Below are 16,417 nucleotides of genomic sequence, written 5' to 3'. Positions count from 1 at the left end.
TGCGGTACGGTTCCTCGTCGCTCCGTTTAGGCGATGACACGTTCGATGTCGTCGTCGAGTTGCTGATAGAGTTCCTCCGCTCTCTGCTCGTCTTCGGCCGAGAGCGGTTCGATGGGGTCGCGAACTTCGCCGCCGTGGAGGCCGGCGAGTTCGAGGCCCTTCTTCACGGCGGAGACGCTTATCGCGCCCTCGATGGTGTTGTTCTGACCCGCTTCGTCGCGGAAGTTCTGGTACGGGAGACTGATGTTGCGAATTCGGCGCGCGCGCTCCCAGTCCTCCGCCGCGAGGGCGTCGTACAGTGCGAGTCCGACCTCCGGCCGGAAGTTACTGACGCCGGCGGAGAACCCCTCGATGCCCTCGTTCCAGAACGAGACGGCGAACGGTTCCGCGAGGCCGTCCACCCACACCACGTCGTCGGGGGAGGAACTGCTCGCTGCGCCGAGTTTCACCGCGTCCTCGATGGCGTATTTGACGCCGACCACGCCGTCGATGTCCGCGAGGTTGCGGAGGTAGCGGACGGAGGGGTCGAATCCCTTGACGTAGGGGACGAGGGGCGTGTCGGTGGCCTCGTCGAGCTTCTCGTAGTAGCGGATGAGCCCTCGTTCGTGGATGTAGGAGTGATCCGGCGGCATCACCATCATCGCGTCGACGCCGACGCGGTCGTACGCTCGGATGAGTTCCTGTGCGTCCGGCGTGCTCCCGCCGACGCCCGCGAGGACGCAGGCGTCGGACGGAAGCGCATTTACGGCCGTCTCCGTCACTTCTCTCCGTTCGGTCTGAGAGAGCGAGTGGTACTCGCTGATGTTCGCGGATGCGAGAAACGTCCGGATTCCGGAGTCGTAGAGCGAGTTCGCGTTCGCCTCTAACTTGGCGTGTTCGACGCGGAGTTCGTCGTCGAAAGGGGTGAGGAGTCCGGCAGCGACGCCACGCAGGTGCTGACGCACACCGCTCTTGGAAAGTGGCATATCCGATACAGCGAGTGCTCGAACATAAAATCTTTGGAGGGAGAGACGGAAACGAGCGGTCGGAGTCGCTCCGATTCGACGGCGATTCCGCCGTGACTGAGGCCGAGGCGACAACCGGAGGCGAGCGACTCGATGCGGCAAAACAGTTATTGGTCGGATTTCTGTATAGGTAACCGTTACAATGAAAAGCCAGACCGAATCTTCCGCCGTCGCGGTCGGACTCGTCGGCGTCGGGAGTCTCGGACGGAGACTCGGCCGACAGTTCGTCGAACTCCCCCGCTCGAACCTCGTCGCGCTTTCGGACGTCGATAGCGACGGACTCGCGGCCGCCGGGCGCGAACTCGACGTGTCGGAGTCCTCCCGGTACGAATCGTACGAGGAGATGCTCGATTCGGAGGCGTTGGACGCGGTGGCGATAGCGACCCCCAACGGACTCCACTACGAGCAGACCACGGCCGCACTCGACCGCGACCTGCACGTCCTCTGCGAGAAACCGCTGGCGACGAGCGTCGAGGACGGGTACGAGGTCATGCAGCGGGCCGAATCGAGCGATCGGACGGTGATGATCGGCTACCAGCGGCATCTGAATCCGGCGTACGAACTCGCCCGGAAGCGGTGGGCGTTGGGCGACAGGGAGCCGAGGTTCGTCACCGGGGAGATAACGCACGACTGGCGGTCGTACTACGAGGAGATGGACGACTGGCGGATGGACCCCCACCTGAGCGGCGGCGGCCACCTCCTGAACGTCGGGACGCACATCGTCGATGCGATCCTGTGGACGACCGGCCTCACCCCGACGCACGTCTACGCGTCCATTGATTTCCACGACGACGAGGAGGTGTTCGACCGCCAGTCTTCGACCACCGTCGAGTTCGAGGAGGGCGCGGTGGCGAACGTCTCCGACACCGGCGTCGTCGCCCGAACGCGCGAACACGTCCACGTCTGGGACGAGGAGGGGGCGGTCTACCTCGAAGGTCGAGAGTGGGACGACCGAACCGGCTTCGTCATCGACGCCGAGGGGACCGAAAAGAGCCCGTATCACGGTTACGACCGACGACTGAGCAAGGGAACCGCCTTCCTCGACGCGATAGAGACGGGCGAGGCCCCGCCGGCCACCGCCCGCGACGGACTCAAGGCGCTCATCGTCACGATGGCAGCCTACGAGTCCGGCCGCCGGAACGAACGCGTCGCGGTTGCGGACCTCTACCCGTTCGCCGCCGACGTCTTCCAGTAAGCGGTCGAGCGCTCTCTCTCGCTTCGCGCCGCCCGGTTCGTCGATACTGATTTATCGGCGGCTCGCAACGTTCGTCTACAACGATGGCCGATCAGCAGTTCGAGTTCGACTACGGCGAGTGGACGGACCACGTCTCCGAGAACACCACGCGGGTGTGCACGTACGGCGGAGAGACCGGGATAGCGTTCACCGCGTGGCAGAAGACGTTCCGCGACCAGTTGCGCGACGTCCTCGGCTTCCCGGTGATACGCGACAACGGGGTCGCGGACCTCGACCCGCGGCGACGCGGGACGTCGGAGGTGACGGGGACGGACGCGGACTACGAGCGACAGACGTGGAGCGTCGAGACGGAGCGCGGGTTCCGCGTCCCGTTTCACCTGCTCCTTCCGAGTTCGACCGACCCGCCGTACCCCGTCGTTCTCGCCCTCCACGGCCACGCCCAGAGCGGAAAGGACCTCGCCGCCGGCGTCGTCGAGAGCGACGCCGACCGGCGGCGCGTCTCGGAGGAGCGGCGGGACATCGCGCGGCAGGCGGTCGAACGCGGTTTCGCGGCGTTCGCCCCCGACATGCGCGCGTTCGGGGAACTCGCGACGCACGCGGGAGACGGGGAGGACGAGTCGGCGGACGAGTTACGGCCGTGCACCCGGTGGCAGAAGACCGCCCAACTCGTCGGCCGGTCGTTGGTCGGAGAACGGGTCTGGGACGCGCTTCGACTCGTCGAGTTCGTCGAACGCCGCCCTGAACTCGACGGCGACCGGGTGGCGGTCACCGGTCACTCCGGCGGCGGGATAGTGGCGCTGTTCGCGGCCGCACTCGACGAACGACTCGCCCCCGCCGCCCCCTGCGCGTCGGTCAGTTCGTTCGACCGCTCCATCGTTTCGATAGACCACTGCCTCTGTAACTACGTGCCGGGCGTCCGGCGACTCGGCGAAATCGGGGACGTCGCGGGCCTCATCGCGCCGCGACCGCTTCGCGTCGTCGGGGGCGACCGCGACCCCATCTTCCCGGAGGAGGGGACGAGACGCGCGTTCGACCGCATCCGCGAAATCTACCGAGGTGCGGAGGCGGAGGAAAGGTGCAGCCTGTACGTCGGCGAGGGCGGCCACCGGTTCTACGAAGCCGGCGTCTGGCCGTTCCTCGAACGGAACCTCTGAGCGCCTCGTCCCGGCGACCGTTCGGTCGGGAGTTCGACAGTCCCCCTTCCGACCGCGAACGTTTACTCGCATCTAGATATCTTCCCTCACCCGACCATTTTCAGTTACATTAATCGTTATGTATATGTAACGACGGGATGTATTTCGGCTGCATGTCGCAAGACAGCACGCAACACGGCGAACGGAGCGACAGCGTAGGACGGACAATCAGCCGGCGGGGTGCACTCGCGTTGACGGGCGGTCTCGTCGTGGGATCGGCGCTGACCGGCACCGCGGCCGCGGATTCGAGCGAGACGGTCGTAACGCCCGGCGAACCGCTCGGGACGGTCTCACCCAGCTCGCCGATAGACCCGGTAGACGGGTTCGCCGACACGGACTGGACCGCCGGGACCGACCTCTCTGTGGTGAAAGTGACGAACCTCGATGCGACCGGCGAGGGGTCGTTCAAACACGCGATGGAACGCGACGTCGAAGGGGACGGGCGCATCGTCGTCTTCGAGGTCGGCGGCGTGATCGACCTCTCGGAGGCGAGCGGCGAGCTCGACCCTGAGGCGAACAACATGTTCGTCGCGGGGCAGACCGCGCCGGGTCCGGGAATCACGCTGATAAAGGGGACGTTCGAGATCGACGGCGAGAACGTCGTCGTCCAGCACATCAGGTCGCGGGCCGGGACGCAGACCGCCCCGGGCGCGAGCGGCGAGGGAGACGCCGCGGACTCGATAACCATCGCCGACGAGTCGAAGAACGTCATCGTGGACCACTGCACCGCCACGTGGGGGACGGACGAGAACCTCTCCTGCGGCGACACCGCGTCGGACATCACCTTCAGCAACAACCTCATCGCCCACGGCCTCGCGGCGCCGAATCTCCACCCTGACGGCGACGAGCACTCGAACGGGAGCCTCGTCGGCCACGATACCGAGGGGATGGCCATCCTCGGGAACCTCTACGCCCACAACAACGACCGGAACCCGCGTCTGAAAGGCGGCACTCGGAGCATCGTCGCGAACAACGTCGTCTACAACTACGACACGGCCGTTCGACTGGGTGACGACGCCGAGTCCAACGCAGGCGAGGAGTTCCCGACGCAGGTCAGCCTCATCCGCAACGTCTACCGCCCGGGCGACAACACGCCCCTCGACGACCCCGTCGTCGGACTCAATCAGGAGGACGACGTCCTGAAGGCGCTCGTGTACCTCAAGGAGAACGTGACGCAGGGGCCCGTCGAGATGCTCTCGGAGAATCCGGACGAACGACTCGTCGTCGCCGACGAACCGCCCGTCCTGCCGTCGGGGTTCGACGCTCCGAAGGGGACGTTCGCCAACGTTCTGAACGCCGTCAGCGCTCGCCCCGCGCGACGCATCTCCTACGACGAGTCCATCGTTCAGCAGACGAAAGCCAAGGAGGGCGAAGTCATCGACCAGGAGGACGAAGTCGGCGGCTACCCGGACTTCGGTCCGGTGACCCGCCAACTGGACGTCCCGACGGACGGCTTCGGCGAGTGGTTGGCCGGCCACACGGAAGCGGTCGAGCGGTAACCCCGTCGCGCGTCGTACGAGACGCCCGGCGAATCGGACGAAGCCGACCGACGTGGCGTCGGTTACCGTAACCCCAACGCTATTTATCTCTACACTGTAACGGCGTGACACGACAATGCGAGAGATAGGTATCGTCATGAACGGCGTAACGGGACGGATGGGAACGAACCAACACCTCATTCGGTCGATATTGGCGCTCCGGGACGAAGGCGGGGTGGAGCTACCGAGCGGGGAGCGAGTGATTCCGGATCCGATGTTGGTCGGCCGGAACGAGCGCAAACTGCGGGAGTTGAGCGAGGAACACGGCGTCGAGCGCTGGACCGCCGACCCCGACCTCGAATCCTGCTTGGAGGGCGACGACGAGATTTACTTCGACTCGCAGGTCACGCCGCGACGACCGGAAGCGCTCCTGAAGGCCATCGAGGCCGGGAAGGACGTGTACTGCGAGAAGCCCCTCGGCACGGATTTAGACACCGCCCTCGAAGTCGCTCACGCCGCCGAGCGGAGCGGCGTCAAACACGGGATAGTGCAGGACAAGCTGTGGCTCCCCGGACTGCTGAAACTCCGACGACTGCTCGATCAGGGGTTCTTCGGCGAGGTGCTCTCCGTGGACATCGACTTCGGGTATTGGGTGTTCACCGGGCACGACCAACCCGCGCAGCGTCCGTCGTGGAACTACCGCGCGGAGGATGGCGGCGGGATCATCGACGACATGTTCTCCCACTGGAGCTACGTGCTGGAGAGCCTCTTCGGCCGAGTCGAGTCGGTCACCTGCCTCGGGAAGACGCACGTCCCCCGCCGCGTGGACGAACGGGGCAACGAGTACGAGGCGACGGCCGAGGACGCGGCCTACGCCATCCTCGAACTCGAAGACGACGTCGTCGCGCAGATAAACTCCTCGTGGACGGTGCGGGTCAACCGCGACGACCTGCTCGAAATCCAGGTCGACGGGACGGAGGGAAGCGCCGTCGCCGGGCTTCGAGAGTGCAAGACCCAGCATCACGCGAACACGCCGAAACCGGAATGGAACCCCGACACGCCGACCGAACACGACTTCACCGACGACTGGGAACGGGTGCCCGACAACCAGGAGTTCGAGAACGCGTTCAAGCGGCAGTGGGCGGAGTTCATCCGCCACGTCGTCGCCGACGAACCGTTCCCGTGGGACTTCCGAAGCGGAGCGAGGGGGGTCCAACTCACGGAGGCGAGCCACCGGTCGTGGGACGAGCACCGACGCGTCGAACTCGACGAACTGCCGGTCTGACCGCACCGCGGCCGGACGGCGCGTTCGGACGTCCGGCGGTCCGTGCCTCCTTTTTCCGACGCAACGTTTATGTCTGCACTCCGAAATCATCGACTGATGTCCGAGTCAGACACGTTCTCGTTCGACGTCCGCGAGTACGGCGCCGCGGGCGACGGTACCGAACTCGACACCGAGGCGATACAGGGCGCACTCGACGACTGCGCCGAAACCGGCGGGACGGTGCACGTCCCGCCCGGGACGTACCGCACGGCACCGCTCCGCGTCGGCGACGACACCACGCTCCACCTCGACGCGGGCGCGACGCTCCGGTTCGCGCGGGACTACTCGGCGTTTCCGACCGTCGAGAGCCGGTGGGAGGGGTGGAACCAGGTCGGCTTCCACCCCTGCCTGTTCGTCCGCGACGCCGAGAACGTCGCGGTCACCGGCCGCGGGACCATCGACGGACAGGGCGACTACTGGTGGGAGTTCTACGACGCGCCGGAGCCGGAGTACCCCGACGGACTCGCGGAGCGGTTAGCCGAGTTCGAGGCGCGAAACGAGAAGCGGGACGACGTGAGCAGCTTCACCCTCCGACCGCCGCTGTTTCAGATTTCGGAGTCGAAGAACGTCACCGTCTCGGGCGTCACGCTCCGGAACTCCCCCTTCTGGAACACCCACGTCGTCTACTCCGAGAACGTCACGCTCCACGATGTGAACGTCGAGAACCCCGAGAATGCGCCGAACGGTGACGGTATCGACATCGACTCCTCGCGCTTCGTCCGAATCAGCGACACGTACATCAACGCCGGCGACGACGCCATCTGCATCAAGTCGGGGAAGGACGAGGAGGGGAGAGCGGTCGGCCGGCCGGCGGCGCAGATAACCGTCACCAACTGCACGGTGGAGGCGGGTCACGGGGGCGTCGTCATCGGAAGCGAGATGTCGGGCGACGTGCGCGACGTGGCGGTCAGCAACTGCACCTTCACGGGCACCGACCGCGGCGTGCGCATCAAGACCCAACGCGGCCGCGGCGGCGTCGTGGAGGACCTGCACTTCGACAACATCGTCATGCGGCGCGTCGCGTGTCCGTTCGTCGTCAACGGCTACTACTTCACGGACATCGACAGCGACCCGGTCCCCGTAGACGACGGGACGCCGATGGTGAGGAACGTCCACTTCTCCGACGTCACGGCCCGCGAGGTGTCCTACGCCGGGTTCTTCGCGGGACTCCCCGAACGGTCGTTCGAGGGGATCTCCTTCTCGAACGTGCGGATCGACGCCACCCGACCGCTGGACGCCACGGATATCTCCCCCGCGATGGCCGAGAACTACGACGCGTCGCACACGTTCTTCTGCAAGTCGCTCGGCGACGTCTCGTTCCGGAACGTCGAGATACGGACGCCGGAGAGTCCCGCGATGGCCTTCGAGGAAGTCGAGTCGGTCGAACTCGACGGACTTCGGTTCCGCGGCGAGAATCGAGACTCCGTCGTGACGGTGAAAGACGTCGGGACGACCCGCGTCCACGGGTGTCGCGCCCCCGCCTCGGACGGCGCGTTCCTGCGTGCGAGCGGTCCGGAGACGCGCCTGATATCGCTCTCGGGGAACGACGCCGGCCTCGAAGAACGGGTCGAGACGGACGACACCGCAACTGACGTCGTCGTCGAATAAGCGCCGTCGTCCGAATCCGCGTTCCTCCGCGCACGGTCCGCGTCCGAAATCGACGCTCGTACCGACGCCGTCCGTACCGACGCCGTTCGTTCCCAAGGGGAGAACCCGTCCCGGGCGGTTTAGAGAGGCGGTCTCCGCCGAATCGACGCGTTCTTCCGCCGAACGCCACGGAATCGATGGACGGAGGGTGCGGTTCCGTGTTCGAACCGCTCTCGCCGATTCGGAGACGTACGTCGCGTTTCTCTCTGCCGAACACGGGTTTGTCAGAGCCTCAGGTGGAAGATATCTGGACTGTAGTTGCCGGTTGTCGGCCTCCCATAACACCGGTATGCGTTACCGACACCCGTGTTTCGGGACCTCCGTCTCGGCAGTTTCGACTGCTCCTCGCCCTCACAGCAGTATGCCTGTAACGTCTCGCCCGTCCGCGCCGCCTCGCGTGATGTTCGTTACCATATGTTATAGCATCGCTACCGGCACCGGAGCATCGGCCCCGTCTGTTCCCCTCTACCGAACAATCTCCACCTGAAAGGTATGGCCACCGTACTAAACGGGGCGTTGAGCCTCCCCGAGTGCGACTGCTCGAAACGAGACGGTCCGGGCGGTAAGACGACGAGACGATGATCACCGCCCGCGTCCGACGCGACGCACGCAGGGAGGCGCACGGCGGAAGTCCCCGGTGGAGCGAACGACTCCGCCTCGCGTCGGACGAAAGTCGCTCTCGGAGGCGGTAAGGCGGGTTTCGGCTCCACATCTCCCAATAGCATTAACAATAGTTAGATATTTATGGGACAACTCGCATTGTCATACCATGCCAGACTCTAGTGACTGGCGGAGCGATATGAGCAGTAGACGGAGCTTTCTGAAGATGGGGACAGTCGGCGGTGCGGCGCTGCTCGCCGGTTGTTCCAACCAGAACACGACTCCCGCGCCCGGCGGAGGCGGTGGCGGCGGCGGCGGCACGGCCGCCGGGAACGAGGCCGGGACCGGTCAGTCGTCGGGGAAGCGCTTCCGGGTGTTCGACCCGCTGACGAGCGGGGCGACGCCGACCGAACGGCACTTCAATCCGTGGAACCCCTCCCAGACGGGCTGTTGGCACCCGGGCGCTGCGGTCTTCGACCGCCTCGCCGTGTACAGTCCGACGAAGAACGAGGCCTACCCGCTCATGGCCGAGTCGTGGAAGATGAGCGACGAGACCACGCTGGAGGTCACGATAAGCGACAAGTGGACGTGGCACAACGGCGATCAGTTCGTCGCCCAGGACTGGGTGATGCAACAGCAGATCGAACTGGCCATCCAAGCCGCCGGCGAGGGGGAGTCGGACCCGCTCGTCAACTCCGTCGAGGCGGTGGACGACCAGCACATCCGGATCAAGCTGAACGACCCGCTGTCGGAGATATTCGCCGTCCAGAACACCATCGGCATCTACAACGGCAACCTCGCCCGCGGCGTGTTCACCAAACACGACGACGACCAGTGGAGCGAGTGGCACGACAAGCTGATGAACGGGTCGGAGGACGAGAAGTCGACCGTCATCGAGGAGATAACGACGACGAAGTACCCGAAGATCACCGACAATCCCATCGGACACGGACCGTTCCAGATCTCCGAGGTCGGCGACGACATCGTCGTGATGACGAAGTACGAGGACCACCCGCACTCGGACAACATCAACTTCGAGGAGTTCTCCCTCAACCTGTTCTCCACCAACAAGCCCACCCAGCCGTACTCGACGGGGCAGGTTGACGCCGCCCACAAGGGCTTCCCGGTTCAGGACGACCTGAAGAAGCAACTGCCGAAGGGTCACAAACTGTTCCGCGAGGGCCGTTCGAGCAACAAGCTCTTCGCGTTCAACTGCGGGCACAACGTCGAGGGCTACGACACGCCGTTCAAGAGCCCCAACGTCCGGAAGGCCGTCGCTCACGTCTTCAACCGCCAGCAGGTCAAATCGCTGCTTCAAGGCGTCAACCGGATGTTCGAGTGGGCCCCCTGCCGCGTCCCCGGCAAGGTGCTCAAAGCGGGCAACCACGAGTCCACCGAGTGGGTCAAGGACTTCACGCTGTACGGCCAGAACAACACCGAACGCGCCACGGAGCTCCTCGAACAGGAGGGGTACTCGAAGGAGAACGGAACGTGGATGACGCCCGACGGCAAGAAGTTCACCCTCAACATCATGAACGGCGCGGACCGCCCCGATATCTCGGTGCTAAAGCGGAACCTCACCGAGTTCGGCATCGAGGTGAGACAACAGCAGGTCGACGACGCGACGTTCGACGAACGGCGGATGAACGGCGAGTACGACATCATGCCCGACGGATCCTCCGCGAACGGCGTCACGGCGCTCTGGTCGATCGGCCTCATCGCGGACTGGGTCCAGTCGATAACCCACTACAAGCCCGAACGGGAGGTCCCGATGCCGGTCGGCGACCCCGAGGGCGGTAGCGGGACGAAGACCATCAACGTCGAAGAGCACATCAAAAAGTGGCAGCAGACGGGCGACTCCAAGTACCACAAGGAGCTGATGTGGTGGTGGAACCAGACGCTCCCCGAAGCGGAGATGATGTACCAACCGGACGCCGGCGCGTACAACTCCGCGAACTGGGAGATGGACGTCAGGGACGGCATCCTGAACGGCGTCGACGACGCGCTCTACATCGCGCCGAAGATGAAAGACGGGTCGCTCCGCTACGTGGGCGACTGAGCGGTCAGCCTCTGTCGTCCGCCGTCCGGCCCGTTCGGCGTCGCGTCGAACGCCCCGAAACGTGCTGAACGTTTATTACGTTCGGACCGTTCCTTGGCGTATGGGGATACTACAATCCGCCTCCCGGACGGTGCTCGGCATCGACGTGCTCTTCTTGCTCCTGTTGGGGTTCTCGTTCCTCTACCTCGACCCCGGTTCTCGGTCGTACGTCATGGCTCAGCTCACCCTCATCCCGATAGTCCTCACCTTCCTCGCGAGCGTCGTGCTGATATACACCGAGTGGGACCCCTTCGAGTGACGGGTTCTCCCCGACGGGCGGGCTCGACGGCGCTCTCCGGACGCTCGGCGATAGCGACGATGCGAACGAGAGGACTCCCCGGACTCCGCGGTTCCGTCCGCCCGTTCGCGCCGCCGACTCGCCTCTAGTTAGGTATTCGACCGGTCGTACCCGAACGATGGGTAACATTAATTAGGATGGTAAATCAACCCTATGCGTAAGCATACCATGGCCTCAATGGACTGGCGTGTACGGCGGTTGGGACAAACTGTCTTTACAGTGTGGGCTGTCACGACCCTCTCGTTCGTCCTGGTGCGACTGATGCCCGGGAACCCGATGGGAGCGATGGTCAGACAGCTAGAACAACAAGGGGTAGACCCGGTTCGCGCCCGACAGCTCGTCGAGCTTCGGTTGGGCGTCGATCCGACGGAACCGATTCCAGTCGCATACGTCGATTACGTGATGGACATACTCTCGGGGAACTTGGGTCAATCGACGTACTACGCGCAACCGGTGGCCGAGATTCTCGCGCAGGCCATGCCGTGGACGCTGTTCGTTCTCAGCTGGTCGCTCTTCATCAGCTTCTTCATCGGGATCGTCGTCGGGGCCCTGATGGCGTACTGGGAGGGCGGAAAGCTGGACGTCGGCCTCACCTCGTGGGCCATCCTGATGGGGTCTATCCCGTACTACGTGCTGGCGTTCCTCCTCCTGATATTCCTCGCGTACCGGCTGAACTGGTTCCCGACGAGCGGTCGCGCGCCGACTGGCGTCCCGGCCGGGTTCAACTGGCCGTTCATCAAGGGAATCGTCGAGCACGCCACGCTTCCCGTCGTCTCGATGCTCGTCGCGTCGGGCGTCGCGTCGCTCGGTATGCGCGGGAACAGCATCCGCGTCCTCGGTTCGGACTACCTCCGCGTCGCCCGCCTCCGAGGGCTCTCCGACGTGACGATTTCGACGCAGTACGTCGCGCGAAACGCCGTCCTGCCGATGTACACGTCGTTCCTCATCAGCATCGGCGAAATGTTCGGCGGGTCGGTCGTGCTGGAGCAGGTGTTCCAGTACCGCGGACTCGGCTACTACCTGCTGTCGGCGATGTACCAGCGGGACTACCCGCTGATGATGGGGGGGTTCGTCCTCATCACCGTCGCCGTCGTGACCGCACTGTTCATCGCCGACATGACGTACGGGCTCGTGGACCCGCGCGCGGGAGGACAGAACAGTGAATCGTACTGAGCGTTCGGGCGGCCGCCCGCGGAACCCGTCGGCGGGACGCGTGAACCGTCTGCCCGAGAAGAAGGGGATACAACGATGACCGATCACACTATCGACGACATCTGGAACGAAGACGAACAGTCGAGCGAATCCGACGGCGCGGCGCGAACCGACGGCGGCAACGTCAACTCGCCGTTCGACGTCGTCTCGCAGTACGACGAGACGCGCCGCGAGCGCTACGAGAAACTGTACGACGCGTACGTGTACGCGCCCCTCTCCATCGTCTGGCGCGATTGGCGGGCCCGCATCGGGTTCACCATCGTCCTCATCTACGTGCTGATGGGTACCGTCGGGACGGCGGTGGTGGAACCGGTCGTCGTCGCCGAAGGGCCGGCCCTCGCGCAACCGTTCGAGAACTGGGCGTATCCGCTGGGGACGGACGACATGGGCCGCGACCTGTTCGCCCAGACCGTCCACGCGACCCAAGAGATGCTGAAGATGATCGCGTCCGGCGCCATCTTCACCGTGGTCGTCGGGACGACGGTCGGCGCTCTCGCCGGGTACAAGGGCGGCACGACCGACACGGTGCTGAGCTCCATCACCGACGTGTTCATCAACATCCCCGGCTTCCCGCTGGTGATGGTGCTGGCGTTGCTTCTGCCCATCAGCGGCAACCCGTACATCATCGGGATTCTGCTCTGCGTCGCGTCGTGGGGCGGGCTGGCGAGGGCGATTCGGTCGCAGGTGCTGACGCTCCGGCAGGAGTCGTTCGTTGAGGCCGCGCGCGCCATCGGCGTCCCGACGCCGAAGATAGTGTTCAAGGAGATCGTGCCGCACCTGATGCCGTTCGTCGTCATCAACCTGACCAACGCCGCTCGGCGGGTCATCTTCGAGGCGGCCGCGCTGTACTACCTCGGCGTCCTCCCGTTCAGGAACCTCAACTGGGGGGTGACGCTCAACCTGGCGTACAGGGGGGGAGCGCACTACCGGCCGCAGGCCCTGCACTGGTTCGTCGTGCCGATGGTCGCCATCGTGTTCATCTCGGTCGGGCTGATACTGCTCGGCCAGTCGCTCGACCGGGTGTTCAACCCCCGCGTCCGGGCGCGCCACGAGAGCGTCTCCGGCGCGGCGGACGAAGACGAAGAGGACGACGGAAAGAGGCCCAACTTAGCGAACATGGGCGGAGGAGGAATCTAATCCATGACGGTTTCACAGACGGAGTACGACCGCGATACGCTGCACCGAGAGACGATCATCGAGATAGAGGACGCGTCCGTCTCGTTCGACATGGAACGGGGCGACTCGCGCGTGCTCGACAGCGTCGATTTGGACGTCCGGCGCAACGAGGTCCTCGGCGTCGTCGGCGAGTCGGGGTCCGGGAAGTCGATGCTCGCGTCCGCCCTGTTGGACGCCATCGTCGACCCCGGCGTCCTCACGGGCGACGTCACCTACTACCCGAACGACGGCGCGCCGGTGGACGTTCTGGACCTCGACAAACAGGGGCTCAAGGAGTTCCGCTGGGAGGAGGTGTCGATGGTGTTCCAGGGCGCGATGAGCTCGTTCAACCCCGTCCGGAAGATACGAACCCACTTCGTCGAGACGCTGACCGCGCACGACTACAACGTCGAAGAGGGGGTGGAGCGCGCACATCGGTTGCTCAGCGACCTGTACCTCGACCCCGAACGGGTGCTCGACTCCTACCCGCACGAACTGTCCGGCGGGATGAAACAGCGAGCGCTCATCGCCCTGTCGCTCATCCTCGAACCCGAGGTGCTGGTGATGGACGAGCCGACGGCGGCGCTGGACCTCCTGATGCAGCGCTCTATCATCTCGCTCCTGCAGCAGATCCAGACGGAGTACGACCTGACCATCGTGTTCATCACGCACGACCTGCCGCTCATCGCGGACCTGACGGACCGCATAGCGGTCCTGTACGCGTTCGAAATCGCCGAGTTGGGACCGACCGAGGAGATTCTGGAGTTCCCGGCGCACCCGTACACGCGGCTGTTGCTGAAATCGACGCCGAACTTGGAGTCGTCCATCGACGAGATGCGGCCGGTCGAGGGGAGCGCTCCCGACCCGGTGAACGTCCCGGCCGGGTGCTCCTTCCACCCGCGCTGTCCGCTCTCCGACGGGACCTGCGAGACGACCGACCCCGGCCCGTACCCGGTGGACGACGACCACCACGTCCACTGCCACCACTGGGAGGAGTCGGCGGACGCGATTCCGATGACCGAACAGACCGACGAGGGGTTCGCCGAGAGTTCGGTCGCGCCGCTGACGAAGGCGACGCGGGCCGCGGGAGCGGAACCGCTGGTGTCGCTGGACGATGTGGAGGTCCACTTCGAGAAGGAGAAGGGCTTCTTCGACATCTTCTCGGACCCCGAAACCGTCAAAGCGGTTGACGGCATCTCGCTCGACATCTACGAGAAGGACGCCGTCGTCCTCGTCGGCGAGTCGGGGTGCGGGAAGACGACGCTCGGGAAGACGGCCGTCGGACTCCAGCGACCGACCGGCGGGAGCATCAAGTACCGCGGCGCGGACATCTGGGACGTCCACGACGGAAACGGGAATCATGACGTGTCGTGGGGCGAGATACGCCGGTCGCTCCAGATAGTCCACCAGGACCCCGGTAGCTCGCTCAACCCGCACCGGCGCGTCAAGACGAGCCTCGAAGAACCGCTCAAGCGGTGGCACGACGACCTGGACGGAAACGACCGGAAGCAGCGCATCCTCGGCCTCCTCGACCACGTGGGCATGTCGCCGCCGGAGGACTACTTCGAGCGCTACCCGCACCAACTGAGCGGGGGCGAACAGCAACGCGTCGCCATCATCCGCGCGATGCTGATGAACCCCGACCTCATCCTCGCCGACGAACCGGTGAGCGCGCTCGACGTGTCGCTCCGCGTCGAGATGATGGACCTGATGATACAGCTGCAGGAGATGTTCGACACGTCGTACCTGTTCATCAGTCACGACCTGGCGAACGCGCGGTACATCGCCGAGAAGACCGGCGGTCGCATCGGCGTCGTCTACCTCGGCGAGCTCGTCGAAATCGGCCCGCCCGAGCAGATAATCCACGACCCCCAGCACCCGTACACGAAGGCGCTCCGCTGGGCGACGCCCGAACTCCACCACGACGGGTCGGCCGACGAGGTGGACGACTCGCCCATCCGCGAAATCGACATCCCCGACCCGACGAACCCCCCGAGCGGGTGCCGCTACCACACGCGCTGTCCCGAGGCGCGGGAGGTCTGTCGGTCCGAGCGACCCGGCTCCTACGAGGCGTCGGACGAGGAGAGTCACCGCGCGGCCTGCTTCCGCGCCCTCGACAACCACGAGTACTGGCACAGCGAACCCATCACGGACGAGATGGACAGCCAGAGCGACTAGTCGCGGCGTCTCTCGGCGGATAACTCGCCGCCGTCCTCTCCTCGCGGACGCGTAATTCCGATATCGGCGGGGTCGGCGCCTCAGTCCGCGTCGTCGCCCGTCGCCGACTCCTCGTACGCCTCCCACGAGAACCCCTTGCCGACGGCCGCGACGCCGCCGTCTACGGGGACGTTCGCCCCGGTGACGAACGACGCTTCCTCGGACGCGAGAAAGCAGATGACGTCGGCGACTTCCCGCGGTTCGGCCGCACGCTTGAGTACGCCGGGACCGTCCGGGTGCGGCGTCGTTCGCTCCTCGAAGAAGCGCCGCGCCTCGTCCTCGTCGTCGGGGAGGTGATACTCCGTGATGACCCAGCCGGGGGAGACGGCGTTGACCCTGATACCGTCGGCGGCGTGGTCGCACGCCATGTCCTTCGTCATCGAGACCACCGCCCCCTTCGTCGCGTCGTACTGCGACCAGTTCGGACGCGCGACGGCGGCGCCGTTCGAGGCAATGTTGACGACGGCCCCGCCGTCGCGCATGAGGGGGATGACGTGCTTCGAGCAGAACGCGACGCCCTTCAGGTTCACCGAGACGATTCGGTCCCAACTCTCCTCGTCGGCCTCCGTCACCGGGCGCGGTTCGACGCGGACGGCGGCGTTGTTCACGAGGACGTCCGCGCCGCCGAACTCCGCGTCGACGGTTTCGGCCATCCGCCTCACCTGCGCCTCCTCGCCGACGTCCGCGGCGACGGCGACGGCGCGCCGTCCCGTCTCGGTTTCGACGTCCTCCGCCGTCGCCTCCGCGGCCTCCGCGTCGCGGTCAACCGCGACGACCGATGCGCCGGCCTCCGCGAGTCGCAGACACGTCGCCGCGCCGATTCCGTTCCCGCCGCCGGTGACGACGGCTACCCGCCCTGAGAGTCGTTCGGACATGGGCGTGACGACGTTCGCGTCCCACATAGTACTTCGCCGGCGCGGCCGACTCCCCGTCGCGTCCGTTGCGTCCGTCGCGTCCGCCGTTTCCGCGGCGCGGCGCGCCGACCGGGTGAAGATT

Annotated in this window: 12 protein-coding genes; 10 read left to right on the top strand and 2 right to left on the bottom strand. The window is 65.4% G+C overall.

Going from position 1 to position 16,417, the window contains the following annotated elements; genetic code table 11:
- Nucleotides 1-26: 26 nt before the first annotated feature.
- Nucleotides 27-965: a dihydrodipicolinate synthase family protein gene (locus ACFQEV_RS09200; protein WP_379695119.1), complete on the bottom strand. Its 939-nt coding sequence runs from the start codon at nt 963-965 to the stop codon at nt 27-29.
- Nucleotides 966-1,146: 181 nt separating this feature from the next.
- On the opposite strand from ACFQEV_RS09200, the gene ACFQEV_RS09195 reads away from it, so the two are divergent.
- The 10 genes from ACFQEV_RS09195 (at nt 1,147) to ACFQEV_RS09150 (ending at nt 15,382) form a co-directional block, all read left to right on the top strand.
- A complete protein-coding gene (locus ACFQEV_RS09195; RefSeq protein WP_379695117.1) occupies nt 1,147-2,199 on the top strand; it encodes a Gfo/Idh/MocA family protein in 1,053 nt (350 codons plus the stop codon).
- Between the two features lie 83 nt (nt 2,200-2,282).
- Nucleotides 2,283-3,353: an alpha/beta hydrolase family protein gene (locus tag ACFQEV_RS09190; protein ID WP_379695115.1), complete on the top strand. Its 1,071-nt coding sequence runs from the start codon at nt 2,283-2,285 to the stop codon at nt 3,351-3,353.
- A gap of 152 nt (nt 3,354-3,505) precedes the next feature.
- A complete protein-coding gene (locus ACFQEV_RS09185; RefSeq protein WP_379695113.1) occupies nt 3,506-4,891 on the top strand; it encodes a pectate lyase in 1,386 nt (461 codons plus the stop codon).
- Between the two features lie 115 nt (nt 4,892-5,006).
- Entirely contained in the window at nt 5,007-6,155 is a 1,149-nt protein-coding gene (locus ACFQEV_RS09180; RefSeq protein ID WP_379695111.1) for a Gfo/Idh/MocA family protein, read from the top strand.
- Nucleotides 6,156-6,251: 96 nt separating this feature from the next.
- Nucleotides 6,252-7,802, top strand: coding sequence for a glycoside hydrolase family 28 protein (locus ACFQEV_RS09175; RefSeq protein WP_379695109.1), 1,551 nt, complete (start codon nt 6,252-6,254; stop codon nt 7,800-7,802).
- Nucleotides 7,803-8,610: 808 nt separating this feature from the next.
- Nucleotides 8,611-10,500 (top strand): ABC transporter substrate-binding protein, encoded by a 1,890-nt coding sequence (locus ACFQEV_RS09170; RefSeq protein WP_379695107.1) that lies wholly within the window; start codon nt 8,611-8,613, stop codon nt 10,498-10,500.
- Nucleotides 10,501-10,600: 100 nt separating this feature from the next.
- Nucleotides 10,601-10,798: a hypothetical protein gene (locus tag ACFQEV_RS09165; protein WP_379695104.1), complete on the top strand. Its 198-nt coding sequence runs from the start codon at nt 10,601-10,603 to the stop codon at nt 10,796-10,798.
- A gap of 216 nt (nt 10,799-11,014) precedes the next feature.
- A complete protein-coding gene (locus ACFQEV_RS09160) occupies nt 11,015-12,010 on the top strand; it encodes an ABC transporter permease (protein WP_379695239.1) in 996 nt (331 codons plus the stop codon).
- Between the two features lie 75 nt (nt 12,011-12,085).
- Nucleotides 12,086-13,186, top strand: coding sequence for an ABC transporter permease (locus ACFQEV_RS09155; protein WP_379695102.1), 1,101 nt, complete (start codon nt 12,086-12,088; stop codon nt 13,184-13,186).
- Nucleotides 13,187-13,189: 3 nt separating this feature from the next.
- Nucleotides 13,190-15,382, top strand: coding sequence for an ABC transporter ATP-binding protein (locus tag ACFQEV_RS09150; RefSeq protein ID WP_379695100.1), 2,193 nt, complete (start codon nt 13,190-13,192; stop codon nt 15,380-15,382).
- An 80-nt stretch (nt 15,383-15,462) separates the two neighbouring features.
- Here ACFQEV_RS09150 and ACFQEV_RS09145 read toward each other — a convergent pair whose 3' ends face one another.
- Complete coding sequence (locus ACFQEV_RS09145) at nt 15,463-16,296, bottom strand: SDR family NAD(P)-dependent oxidoreductase (protein ID WP_379695098.1); 834 nt, start codon at nt 16,294-16,296, stop codon at nt 15,463-15,465.
- Nucleotides 16,297-16,417: the final 121 nt, after the last annotated feature.

Source organism: Halopelagius fulvigenes, assembly GCF_042662625.1.
GTDB lineage: Archaea > Halobacteriota > Halobacteria > Halobacteriales > Haloferacaceae > Halopelagius > Halopelagius fulvigenes.
The sequence above is the reverse complement of the archived record's forward strand: the minus strand, read 5'-3'. Positions and strand labels throughout refer to the sequence as shown.